At 74.0% G+C, this 11737-nt stretch carries 9 protein-coding genes; 5 read left to right on the top strand and 4 right to left on the bottom strand.

Annotated elements, in window-relative coordinates:
- Positions 1-40: 40 nt before the first annotated feature.
- The 3 genes from ACFUEL_RS24315 to ACFUEL_RS24305 all read right to left on the bottom strand — a co-directional run bounded on the left by ACFUEL_RS24315 (position 41) and on the right by ACFUEL_RS24305 (position 4824).
- On the bottom strand, positions 41-1645 hold the full coding sequence (locus ACFUEL_RS24315; RefSeq protein ID WP_380238866.1) for an MFS transporter: 1605 nt from the start codon (positions 1643-1645) through the stop codon (positions 41-43).
- A 135-nt stretch (positions 1646-1780) separates the two neighbouring features.
- On the bottom strand, positions 1781-2251 hold the full coding sequence (locus ACFUEL_RS24310; RefSeq protein WP_380238865.1) for a MarR family winged helix-turn-helix transcriptional regulator: 471 nt from the start codon (positions 2249-2251) through the stop codon (positions 1781-1783).
- A 95-nt stretch (positions 2252-2346) separates the two neighbouring features.
- Positions 2347-4824: a glycoside hydrolase family 3 C-terminal domain-containing protein gene (locus tag ACFUEL_RS24305; RefSeq protein ID WP_380238864.1), complete on the bottom strand. Its 2478-nt coding sequence runs from the start codon at positions 4822-4824 to the stop codon at positions 2347-2349.
- Between the two features lie 295 nt (positions 4825-5119).
- Here ACFUEL_RS24305 and ACFUEL_RS24300 point away from each other — a divergent pair, with 295 nt between their 5' ends.
- The 5 genes from ACFUEL_RS24300 to ACFUEL_RS24280 all read left to right on the top strand — a co-directional run bounded on the left by ACFUEL_RS24300 (position 5120) and on the right by ACFUEL_RS24280 (position 10308).
- The gene (locus tag ACFUEL_RS24300; RefSeq protein ID WP_380238863.1) at positions 5120-6367 is read left to right on the top strand and encodes an FAD-dependent monooxygenase; all 1248 of its coding nucleotides are present in this window, start codon (positions 5120-5122) and stop codon (positions 6365-6367) included.
- Positions 6364-7401, top strand: a complete 1038-nt coding sequence (locus ACFUEL_RS24295; RefSeq protein ID WP_380238862.1) for a cupin domain-containing protein — start codon at positions 6364-6366, stop codon at positions 7399-7401. Before ACFUEL_RS24300 ends, ACFUEL_RS24295 begins: the two co-directional genes overlap by 4 nt.
- Before the next feature lie 25 nt (positions 7402-7426).
- On the top strand, positions 7427-8293 hold the full coding sequence (locus tag ACFUEL_RS24290; RefSeq protein ID WP_380238861.1) for a fumarylacetoacetate hydrolase family protein: 867 nt from the start codon (positions 7427-7429) through the stop codon (positions 8291-8293).
- Positions 8294-8400: 107 nt separating this feature from the next.
- Positions 8401-8835, top strand: coding sequence for a MarR family winged helix-turn-helix transcriptional regulator (locus tag ACFUEL_RS24285; RefSeq protein ID WP_123559074.1), 435 nt, complete (start codon positions 8401-8403; stop codon positions 8833-8835).
- Between the two features lie 162 nt (positions 8836-8997).
- On the top strand, positions 8998-10308 hold the full coding sequence (locus ACFUEL_RS24280) for an MFS transporter (protein WP_380238860.1): 1311 nt from the start codon (positions 8998-9000) through the stop codon (positions 10306-10308).
- Here the strand turns inward: ACFUEL_RS24280 and ACFUEL_RS24275 are convergent.
- Entirely contained in the window at positions 10245-11720 is a 1476-nt protein-coding gene (locus ACFUEL_RS24275) for a rhamnulokinase family protein (RefSeq protein WP_380238867.1), read from the bottom strand. The two genes, ACFUEL_RS24280 and ACFUEL_RS24275, sit on opposite strands and share 64 nt — an antisense overlap.
- Between the last annotated feature and the right edge of the window lie 17 nt (positions 11721-11737).

Here is an 11737-nt window from a genome sequence, read left to right as displayed (position 1 = left end):
CGGCCGGAACCCACCGGCCGGGCACCTCCGCATCAGCCGCTCAGGCGTGGGCGGCGGCGGTCGGCTTGCGGGTGCCGTGGCGCAGTCCGGCGGCGGCGAGGAGGGCGCCGATGACGCACAGGACGGCGGTGACCAGGACAGCGGCGTGGACGCCGTTCATGAAGGCGTCGCCGCTGCCTTCGACCACGGCGGCCCTCAACTGGGCGGGCACGGTGGCGTCGACGGGGGCGACGCCCATCGCGACGGCGTCCTTGGCGGCCGCGAAGCCCTGGGCGGCGGGTTCCGGCACGCCCGCGCCGGTCAACTCCCGCAGCAGGGTGGCGCCGACCCGGCCGCTGACCAGCGAGACCAGGACGGAGGTGCCCAGCGCGCCGCCGATCTGCAGGGCGGTGGCCTGCAGGCCGCTGGCCACGCCGCCGTCGCGGACGGGGGCGTTGGCGACGATGGCGTCGGAGGAGGCGGACATCACCATGCCGACGCCGAGGCCGATCAGGACGAACGGCGGCCACATCGCCCCGTAGGCGGAGTGGCTGTCCCAGGTGCTCATCCACAGCGCGGCGACGGCCTCCAGCAGCATGCCCGCGGGCATGGTCAGGCGGGCGCCGAAGCGTCCGGTCAGGGCGGCGCCGAGGGGCGCGGCGACGACGGAGGCCAGGCTCATCGGCAGGGTGCGCACGCCGACCTCGACGGGGCCGAGGCCGCGGACGTTCTGCAGGTAGAGCATCAGGAAGAAGATGACACCGAGCAGGACGAAGAAGTTGATCGCGGTGACGACCGTGCCGATGGTCAGGGCCGGGCTGCGGAACAGCCGCATCGGCAGCAGCGGGTGGGCGATCCGCATCTCGTGCCGGGCGAAGAGCGCCAGCAGTAGCAGGCCGCCCGCCAGCGTGCCCAGGGTGCCGGGCGAACTCCAGCCCCAGCTCTCGCCCTTGATCACGCCGAAGACCAGGGCGACCAGCCCGAGGGCCAGCACGGCGACGCCGACCAGGTCGAAGCGGTGCTGCCCGGTGGAGTCCTTGCTCTGCGGCAGGACGAGCAGGCTGAAGACCAGCGCGCCGATGCCGATCGGCACGTTGATGTAGAAGACGGACTCCCAGCTGACGTGCTCGACCAGCAGGCCGCCGACGATCGGGCCGAGCGCGGTCGAGCAGGAGGCGACCATCGCCCACAGGCCGACGGCGGTACCGAACTGCCGGGGCGGGAAGACCGCACGCAGCAGGCCAAGGGTGTTGGGGATCAGCAGCGCGCCGAACAGGCCCTGCAGGGCCCGGAAGGCGATGACGCCGGCCACGGAGCCGATCAGGCCGATCATCACCGAGGAGAGGACGAACCCGGCGACGCCGACCAGGTAGACGGTGCGGCGGCCGAAGCGGTCACCGAGCTTGCCGCCGAGGATCAGCGCGGCGGCCATCGCCAGCAGGTAGGCGTTGGTAACCCACTGCAGGTCGGAGGTGGAGGCGTGCAGGTCGCGGCCGATCTCCGGGTTGGCGATCGAGACCACCGACCCGTCGAGGTTGACCATGAACAGGCCGATCGCGACGGCGATCAGCGTCAGCCACGGGTTGGCGCGCCGCCCGCCGGATCCACTGGGCGGTTCGGCCGGTGCGGGCAGGGCGGTGCGGTCCACCGGGGTGGAGGAGGGCATGAAGGTGCCTTGTCTGAAAGGGAGTTGACGGAGACGTCGCGCCGGGCCGCGGTCACGGCACGGACGCGCGCCGGAGCGCCGTCGGACCTGCCCGAATGCGCCTGGTCGGCGGGTGGAGCGGGCGGTGCCGGACGGTCAGCCGGCGGAGTGGAGGTGCCGGACGAGCGAGTTCAGGGCGCCGAGTGCCGAGCCGAGGGCGTCCTGCTCCCCGTCGGTGAGCGTGGCCAGCAGCCGCGTCAGGTGGGCGGTCTTGATCGCCCGGGCCTCGGCCAGCCGCGAGGCGGCCAGCGGCGTGGGGTGCAGGTGCGCGACGCGCTTGTCACCGGCGTCCTGCCGGCGCTCCAGCAGGCCCTGCTCGGTGAGCTGCGTGACGAGGGCGCTGACGTTGTTCGGCTTCATCAGCAGCACCTCGGCGGCCTCGCGGACCGTGACGCCCGCGCGCTCCTCGACCAGCCGCAGCAGGGCGAGCTGCCCCTCGGGCAGCCCGGGGTGCGGGAAGTCCAGCGCGACCTGCCGCTCCAGAACCCGGTTCAGCACGGGCAGGACCGACACCAGCGCCTCGGCGGTGGAGTCGGTCTGCTCGCTGCGAGCGCTGGGAGTGGGCACCACGGCAGCATAGGTACGCCTACATACCTATGTCAACATATTCAAACTCGGGGCAGTGGCGTTCCGAGCCGCTCCGGCCCCGTCGGCGCCCCGGGTCAGCCGAGGGTGATGGTGCGCTGGACGGGCAGGTCGCGGGAGGACCGGCCGGCGGAGAGGGTGTACAGGCCCGGGGTGAGGCACCAGACGCCGGAGTTCCAGGTGGAGAGGTCCTGGGCGGTGACGGTGAAGGTGACCCGGGTGCCGGCGCCCTTGGCGAGCTGGACCTTGCGGAAACCGACCAGGCGGCGGGGTTCGGCGTTGGCGGCGGCGGGCAGGGCGGCGTAGAGCTGGACGACGCTCCAGCCGGTGCGGGTGCCGGAATTGGTGACCTTGGCGGTGGCGGTGAGCGTCTTGGCGGAGGCGTCCCAGGCGAGGGTGAGGTCGCCGACGGCGAAGGTGGTGTACGACAGGCCGTGGCCGAAGGGGAAGAGGGGGTTCTGGCCGTAGCGGTCGTAGTGGCGGTAGCCGACGGCGGTGTCCTCGCTGTAGGCGACGGTGGTGCCGTCGCCGGGGTAGGTCGCGGGGGTGGCGCCGGCGCCCTGGGTGGCGGTGGTGGGGAAGGTGACGGGCAGGCGCCCGGCGGGGTCGCTGTCGCCGAACAGGACGGCGGCGAGCGCGGTGCCGGCGGCGCGGCCGCCGTACCAGGCTTGGACGACGCCGCTGACGGAGTTCAGCCAGGGCATCGCGACGGGGCCGTCGGTGTTGAGGACGACGACGGTGCGGGGGTTGGCGGCGGCGACGGCGGCGATGAGCTGGTTCTGGTCGCCGGGGAGGTCGAGCGAGGTGTGGTCCATGTCCTCGCCGGCCGTGCGGTTGGCGAAGACGACGGCGGTGTCGGCGGCGCGTGCGGCGGCGACCGCGGCGGGGATGAGGGAGTCGGGCTGCCAGCCGAGGGTGAGGCCGCAGGTGCCGTACTGGGCGCCGGCGTTGGTGTAGGTGACTTCGACGTCGACGGGGGTTCCGGCGGTGAGGGTGGCGGTGCCCTGGAGGGGGTAGTCGAAGGGGCCGAGGAAGAAGCGGGCCATGTGGCGGATGCCGGAGACGACGGTGCTCCCGCCGAGGGCGAGGCTCGCGGTGCCGGAGGGCAGCAGCGAGAAGCGGTGCAGGCCGGTGCTGGTGGGGGTGAGCCTGCCGGTCCAGCGGGCGGACCAGATCGGGGGCAGGCTGCTGAGCGGGGCCTGGGTGAAGTCGATGGTGGAGACGGCCTGGGTGGCGAGGGGGGTGCCGGTGGGCTGCGGGCCGGCGTAGTAGCTGACGGTCAGTCCGGTGGCGCCCGCGGCGGTCTTCAGCGCGGTGGCGGGGACGGCGGCGAGCGGGACGTCGCCGGTGCTGCCCTGGGTGAAGGTGACGGTGGTGGCGCTGCCGGCCCGGTCGCGGATGGCCTGTAGCGGGGTGGTCCAGGTGCCGGGGTCGACGTAGCTGGAGCCGGAGACGCCGGTGATGGTGTCGGTGCCGGCCGGGCCGATGACGGCGATGCGGGCGGGCCGGGCCAGGGGCAGCGCGCCGTTCTTGTTCTGCAGCAGGACGGTGCCGTGGACGGCGAGGTCGTGGGCGAGGTCCTGGTGGGCCTGAGTGCTGACGTTCGCGGCGGGGGCCGGGAGCGGGTTGTCGAACAGTCCGGCGCCGATCATGGTGGCCAGGACGCGGCGGGCGGCGTCGTCGAGGCGGGCGGAGCTGACGCCGGAGGTGATGCTGCCGGCCGGGGCCTGGACGCCGCCGGGGCCGAGTCCGACGAGGTCCATCCCGGCTCGGACGGCGGCGACCTGGTCGTCGCCGGCCCAGAAGTCGGGGACGGTGTAACCCTGCAGGCCGATGGTGTTCTTCAGGTCGTCGAACAGGGCCTGGCTCTGGACGGCGAAGGTGCCGTTGACCTTGGGGTAGGCCATCATCACGGAGGTCAGCGGGGTGGTTGCGATGATGCGGCGGAACGGGGCCTGGTAGACCTCGTGGAGGGCGCGGTCGGAGACGGTGACGTTCACCGCGCTCCGGTTGTCCTCCTGGGTGTAGGCGGCGAAGTGCTTGACGGTGGCGACGACGCCCTGCTGCTGCATCGAGGCGGTGAAGGTCGTGGCGAGGGTGCCGGTGAGGTACGGGTCTTCGCCCATGCCTTCGGCCTGGCGGCCGGAGTGCCAGTGCCGGGCGATGTCGACAGTGGGGGCGAGCAGGTTGTTGTAGCCCTTGGCGCGGCCTTCCACGCCGATGGCGGCGCCGAGCGCGCCCGTGCGGTCGGCGTCGAAGGTGGCGGCCTGGGCGATCGGGACGGGGAAGGCCGTCACGCCGCTCTCGCCGCGCAGGCCCGCCGAGGCGTCGGCGATGGACAGGGCCGGGATGCCCAGGCCCGCGAGCGCGCCGAAGTCGCACCGGATCAGTGCTTCCTTCTGGGCTGGCGTCATCGTGGCGAGGAGTTGGTCGGCTCGGGTCCGCGGGGTGCCGCCGGCCGTGGCGGCGCGGGCGGCGGGTGCCGCGGCCAGCGGGGGGACGGTGGTGGCCAGGGCGGACAGGACGGCGGTGGTGAGGAACGCGCGGCGTCTCATGCGGCTCTCCGGGGGAAGGTGGCGACAGGCCGGGCGCGGCAGGTGGGGGCACGCGCACCGACGGTGGGGGTGCGCGGGGCGCGGCGGTGGGCCGGACCGCCCCGGGCGAGGTCTGCGATGTGCATCGTTCTACAGCTGGCGGCAATCTAGACGCGCCCGTCCGGCCGGTCAACCAGTTGAGCGACTCGGAGACTCGTAGAACGTTCTGCTGACCGGACCGTTGACGGGGCGGACTCCGCCGCATATCGTCTGCCCATCAATGATTGATGTACTGATCATATCTCGAGGAGGCCACGTGCCCTCGTCATCCCCGCGTCCGCTCGCCGTCGTCGGCGGCGGGATCGGCGGTCTCGCCGCGGCGCTCGCCGCCGCCCGCGCGGGCCGCACCGTCACGCTGGTCGAGCGCGCCGCGCAGTTCGGCGAGATCGGCGCCGGCCTGCAGCTGGCGCCCAACGCCTCGCTCGCCCTGGACGAACTCGGCGTCCTGGCCGACGTGCAGCGCAACGCCGTCATGCCGCCCCGGCTGGTCATGATGGACGCCGTCTCCGGCACCGAGGTGACCTCGCTCGACCTGCGCAGCAGCGCCTACACCGAGCGGTTCGCCCACCCCTACCTGGTCACCCACCGCACCGACCTGCACGCAGCCCTGCTCGCCGCCTGCCGGGCCGAACCGCTGATCACCCTGCGCACCGGCCTCACCGTCACCCGCGCCGAGCAGGACAGCGACCACGTACGGCTGTCCTTCGAGGAGCAGGACGAGGTGCTGCTCGCCGACGCGGTGGTCGCCGCCGACGGCCTGCACTCCCGGCTGCGCCGCGCGCTGACCGGCGAGGGCGACCCGGTCTGCTCGCGCTACGTCGCCTTCCGCGGCGCGATCCCCACCGGGCGGATGACCGGCCGGATGTCGCGGGCGGCGGCCGACGAGGCCGTCATGGTCTGGGCCGGGCCCGCCATGCACCTGGTCCAGTACCCGGTGCGGCGCGGCGAGCTGTACAACCAGGTCGCCGTGTTCCGCAGCGACGGCTACACCCCCGACTCCGACGACTGGGGCACCGAGGCCGAGCTGGAGCAGCGCTTCGCCGGCGCCTGCGAGGCCGTCCGCGACGCGCTGCCGCTGGTCGCCCGCGACCGCCGCTGGCCGCTGTACGACCGCCCGCCGCTGAAGCAGTGGGCCTACGGCCGGATCGCCCTGCTCGGCGACGCGGCGCACCCGATGCTGCAGTACCTCGCCCAGGGCGCCTGCCAGGCGCTGGAGGACGCCACCGCGCTCGGCCGGGCGCTGCGCGAACGGCCCGACGCGGCCGAGGCGTTCACCGCCTACGCCGCGCGGCGCACCGAGCGGGCCGGGCGGATCCAGACCAGCGCGCACCTGTTCGGCGACCTCTGCCACCTGGAGGGCATGGGCGCCACGATGCGCAATCTCGCCCTGGCCCACCGCTCCCCCGCGGACTTCGACGACCTCGCCTGGGTGTGGACGCCCGCCTCCGACACCGTCGCCGCACCCGCGACCGCGGCCGCTGCTCCGATCGGAGTTCCCGCATGACCGACGACGCCTACGCGGCCCTGGACGGCCTCGGCGCCGCCCCGCTGTGGCGCTTCTACGGCAACCTCTTCCCGGCCCAGCCCCGCAGCCGGGCCGTGCCGTTCCGCTGGAGCTGGCAGGACCTGCGTCCGCACCTGCTGCACTTCTCCAAGACGCTGTCCCTGCACGAGGCCGAGCGGCGCGTGCTGATGCTGGTCAACCCCGGCCTCACCGACCCGCCCGCCACCGTCACCACCCTGTACGCGGGCCTGCAGGTCATCCTGCCCGGCGAGACCGCCCAGGCCCACCGGCACACCTCCAACGCCTTCCGCTTCGTCCTGGAGGGCGAGGGCGCGTACACCACCGTCAACGGCGAGCCGGTACGGATGGCGCCCGGCGACCTGCTGCTCACCCCCGGCTGGCACTGGCACGACCACACCCACCGGGGCGACGCGCCGATGATCTGGCTCGACGCCCTCGACTATCCGCTGGTCAACGCCCTCGAAGCCGGTTTCTACGAGCAGTACCACCAGCGGCTCCAGCCGCTCACCCGCACCGCCGACCTCGGCAGCCGCCAGTTCCTGCACGGCCGCCTCACCCCCACCTGGCTCGCCCCGGACGGCACCGGCAACTCCCCCGTCACCCGCTACCCCTGGCAGGAGACGGCCCGCGCCCTCGACGCCATCGCCGACGACGCCACCGGCAGCGAGGTGGACGGCATCGCGCTGGAGTACACCGACCCGTTCACCGGCGGGCCGGTCATGCCGACCATCGGCTGCCGGATCCACCGCCTGCGCCCCGGCTTCGACGGCGCCGGCCGCCGCCACACCGCCTCGACCATCGTCAACGTGGTCCGCGGCGAGGGCGCCACGATCGTCGACGGCGTCCGCCTGGAGTGGTCGGAGCACGACACCATCGCGATCCCCGGCTGGGCGACCTACCGGCACGTCAACGCCTCCACCTCGCAGGACGCGGTGCTGTTCTCCTACAGCGACGAGCCGGTGATGCGCGCCCTGGGCCTGTACCGCACCGAGCCGGGCGACCCCGGCGCCTGATCCCCTCCTCCCCAAGGACTTCCCCATGCGTCTCGCACTCTTCGGCCAGGACCGGATCGGCCTGGTCGACGGCGACCACCTCGTCGACGTCACCGAACTCCTCGCCGGTCCGGGCCCGTACGGCCCGGCCGGGCCCCTGCACCGCCACATCGAGCTCGGCGGCACCCTGCCCGCCGACCTGTCCGGCCTGCCGCGCACCCCACTGGCGGACGCGGAGCTCGAAGCCCCGCTCCCCCGTCCCGGGAAGATCGTCGGCGCGCCGGTCAACTACCTCGACCACAAGGCCGAGATGGAGTACCCGACCTCCATCGCCGAGCTCGGCGTCTTCCTCAAGGCCAACTCCTCCGTGATCGGCCCTGGCCGGGACGTCCTGCTGCCCTACAGCGACATGCGCACCGACCAGGAGGGCGAGCTCGCCGTCGTCATCGGCCGCACCGCCAGCCACGTGCCCGCGGGCGAGGCCCTCGACTACGTCTTCGGCTACAGCTGCCTGCTGGACATCACCGTCCGCTCCACCGAGGACCGCTCCACCCGCAAGTCCTACGACACCTTCACCCCCCTCGGCCCGTGGATCACCACCGCCGACGAGGTCCCCGACCCCGACGCGCTCGACCTGCGCTGCGCGGTGGCGGGCGAGGAGCGGCAGCACACCAGCACCGCGGACCTGATCTTCGGCGTCGCCGAGCTGATCGCCTACACCAGCTCCGTGATGACCCTGCACCCCGGCGACGTGATCGCCACCGGCACCCCGGCCGGCGTCGGCCCGATCCGGCACGGCGACCGGATCACCGTCGACATCGAGAAGATCGGCCGCCTGGAGGTCGGCGTCGACGGCACCCGCGCCACCCCGTACGCCGAGCGGCCCGGCCGCCGGGTGCGCACCGCCGACTGATCCGGGCCCTGCGCCGTGCCGGGGCGGTGCCGCGCGCTCGTAGACTCGACGACCGGTCGCACCCACGCGCGCCCGCGGCACCCCTCGGCGAAGGAAACGGCAGCACCTTGACACGCTCACTGGAACTGGACCACTACGTCGGGCACCTCATCCGCCGCGCGGAACAGGTCCACACCTCGCTCTGGGCCGCGCACGTCTCGCGCGAGGTCACCTCCCAGCAGTTCGCCGTCCTCAACGCGCTCGCCCGCATGCCCGGCAACGACCAGCGCACGGTGGCGTCCGCGACCTCCCTGGACCGCTCCACCGTCAACAACATCGTCCGGCGCCTGACCGACCAGGGCTACGTCAGCCAGGTCCGTGACGACGCCGACCGCCGCCGCACCCTGCTGGAGCTCACCGCCGAGGGTGCGCGGCTGCTGCAGCAGCTCATCCCGCCCGCCGAACACGTCAACGAACTGCTGCTGGCCTCCCTCCAGGACGGCGAGCGGCCCGTCGCGATCGACCTGCTGCGGAAGATCGCCTGCGTCGACGACGCCGGCTGACCCCCGGGCGGAGCGGCGCACCTCACACCGCCGGGCGCCCGGAGACCGGAGCCCGCTCCCGCACCATGGAGGCGGAACCCCTCCGGGCTTCGGTGACGTCGACGCCGCTCGACCCAGGTCGCCACGCGCCCGACCGATCGGCGTGAACCTCCAGGAGCCCCCATGAACCACCGCGCTCCCGCTCAGCCCCCGCACGCCTGGCGCACGGGCGTGGTCGCGGGCATGGCCTCGTACGTGGACGCCGCGGCGATCGTCTCCACCGGCATCGCCCTGGTCCTCTACCAGGAGCCGCTGCACCTGACCGGCGGCCGCATCGGCGCACTGTCCGGCGCGCTGACCGCCGCCATCGCCACCGGCGCCCTGCTGGGCGGGCGCCTGGGCGACCGCTTCGGCCGCCGCCGCGTGTTCGCCGCCACCATGGCGATGGTCGTCGCCGGGTGCGCACTCACGGTCCTGTCCACCGGCTTCGCCCCGCTGCTGCTCGGCGTCCTGGTGCTCGGACTGGGCTCCGGGGCCGACCTGCCGGTGGCGCTCGCGATGGTCGCCGAGTCCGCGACCGACCGGAACCGGGCCGCGCTGATCGGCTTCTCCAACGTCCTGTGGGGCGTGGGCGCCGCGGCCGCCAGCACGGTCGCCACCGTCGTCGGCGGCTGGGGCCGAACCGGCGGCCAGGTCCTCTACGGGCACGTCGGCGCGGTCGCACTGGTCCTGCTGCTGGCCCGGCTCCGCCTGCCGGAGTCCCCGGCCTGGCTGGCCGCCCGACGCGAACGGGCGTCGCCCCGTTCTGCCGGGGCCTCGGCCCGTGCCCTGTTCGCCGGCCCGTACCTGCGCCCGTTCGCCGCGCTGCTCGGCTTCTACGCGCTGACCAACCTGGCCGCCAACACCAGCGGCCAGTTCGGCGCCTACGTCGCGGCCAACGTCGCCCACCTCCCGGTCGACGTCAGCGCGCGACTGTCGCTGCTGGTGCTGCCCGTCACCGTCGCGGCCGGCCTGTGGTTCATGCGGATCGCCGGCACACCGCGCCGCCTGCGCTACTTCGCGTTCGGTGCCGCCTGCCTGGCGGGCGGCTACCTGATCCCGCCGCTGTTCGGGTTCTCCCTGGCCACCCTCGCACTCTCCATGGCGGTCAACGCGGTCGGCGGCGCGTTCGCCTTCGAGGGGATCATGAAGACCTGGGCGCAGGAGTCCTTCCCCACCCTGCTGCGCGCCACCGCCCAGGGCGCGGTCATCGCCACCGCCCGCTACCTCGCCGCCGCGTTCGCCCTGGTCACCCCGGCGCTGCTGCGGTTCGACCCGGCCCTGCTCTACGGCGGGCTGGCCGCCGTTTCGGCCGCGGGTCTGGCGATCGGCTGGTTCGGCTTCCGCGGGGCCCGGCGCGACGAGTTCACGACGGTACTTCTCCGGCCGGTTCAGCTCAGGCCGACGCGGGCGGCGGCGGAGTCCCAGGCGCGCGTGTCGCCACTGGGTTCGTAGCGCTCGAGGTGCTGGGTGCGGGCGACCAGGCGGCGCATGGCGCGGCGGTCGGCGACCAGGCCGTGGGTGCGGGCCTGGACGAGGATGTTGCCGATGGCGGTGGCCTCGGTGGGGCCGGCGACGACGGGCAGGCCGGTGGCGTCGGCGGTGAACTGGCAGAGCAGTTCGTTGCGGCTGCCGCCGCCGACGAGGTGGACGGTGCGGATGGGCTTGCCGGTCAGTTCGGCGGCCTGGCGCAGGGTGTGGCGGTGGGCGAGGGCGAGGCTCTCCAGGATGCAGCGGACGACAGCGCCCGGGTCGTCGGCCGGCAGGTGCTGGCCGGTGCGGGCGCAGTGCTCGGCGAGGCGGGCGGGCAGGTCGCCGGGGGCGAGGAACTCGGGGGCGTCGGGGTTGACGAGTGCGGCGAAGGGGCGGGCGGCGGCGGCGCGTTCGAGCAGTTCGGGCAGCTGGTGGCACCGGCCGCGGGCGCGCCAGGTGCGCTGGCTCTCGCTGAGCAGCCACAGGCCCATGACGTTGCGCAGGTAGCGGACGGTGTTGTCGGTGCCGAGCTCGTTGGTGAAGTTGGCGGCGCGGGAGGCGTCGGTGAGCACCGGCTTGTCGAGTTCCAGCCCGGCCAGCGACCAGGTGCCGCAGGAGATGTAGGCGAAGTCGGCGGTGGTGGCGGGGACGGCGGCGACGGCGGAGGCGGTGTCGTGGGAGGCGACGGCGACGAGGGGGGTGTCGGGGCGCAGTCCGGTGGCGGCGGCGACGTGCGGCAGGACGGTGCCGGCGTGGTCGCCGGGGCGGCGCAGCGGGGGCAGCAGGGCGGCATCGAGGCCGAGGGCGGCGAGGATCGGGGTGGACCAGGTGCCGGTGCGGGCGTCGTACAGGCCGGTGGTGGAGGCGTTGGTGGCCTCGGTGCCGAGGGTGCCGGTGAGCCAGTGGGTGAGCAGGTCGGGGATCAGCAGCAGGGTGCGGGCCCGGTCGAGGTGCTTCTCGGCGGCGAGTTGGAAGAGCGTGTTGAACGGCAGGTGCTGGAGGCCGGTGATGCGGTACAGGTCGCGGGCGGGGACGCGGCGCCAGACGTCCTCGACGGCGGCGGCGCCGCGCGGGTCGCGGTAGTGGAAGGGGTTGTTGATGAGGGCGCCGTCGGCGTCGAGGAGTCCGTAGTCGACGGCCCAGCTGTCGATGCCGGCGGAGGCGATGTCGAAGCGGGCGGCGGCTTCGCGCAGGCCGTCGAGGACGCCCTGGTACAGGCCGAGGGCGTTCCAGTGCAGGCCGTCGGGGAGCTGGGCGGGGGTGTTGTCGAAGCGGTGGGTCTCGGTGAGGTCGAGGCTGTCGCGGCCGATGCGGCCGACGACGACCCGTCCGCTGGTGGCGCCGAGGTCCGCCGCGGCGAAGGCAGTCGGGGCGTGGGGGGCGTGGGGCTTCACGGCGGTGTGTCCTCGGT

It is taken from the genome of Kitasatospora sp. NPDC057198 (assembly GCF_042670125.1).
In the GTDB taxonomy this organism is placed as follows: domain Bacteria; phylum Actinomycetota; class Actinomycetes; order Streptomycetales; family Streptomycetaceae; genus Kitasatospora.
This window is presented reverse-complemented; position numbering and strand designations above follow the sequence as displayed.

Bases quoted from the DNA above. Each gene is read 5' to 3' on its own strand.
- ACFUEL_RS24305 (WP_380238864.1), bottom strand. From the start codon at position 4,824: ATGAGACGCCGCGCGTTCCTCACCACCGCCGTCCTGTCCGCCCTGGCC.
- ACFUEL_RS24280 (WP_380238860.1), top strand. From the start codon at position 8,998: ATGAACCACCGCGCTCCCGCTCAGCCCCCGCACGCCTGGCGCACGGGC.
- ACFUEL_RS24290 (WP_380238861.1), top strand. From the start codon at position 7,427: ATGCGTCTCGCACTCTTCGGCCAGGACCGGATCGGCCTGGTCGACGGC.
- ACFUEL_RS24295 (WP_380238862.1), top strand. From the start codon at position 6,364: ATGACCGACGACGCCTACGCGGCCCTGGACGGCCTCGGCGCCGCCCCG.
- ACFUEL_RS24315 (WP_380238866.1), bottom strand. From the start codon at position 1,645: ATGCCCTCCTCCACCCCGGTGGACCGCACCGCCCTGCCCGCACCGGCC.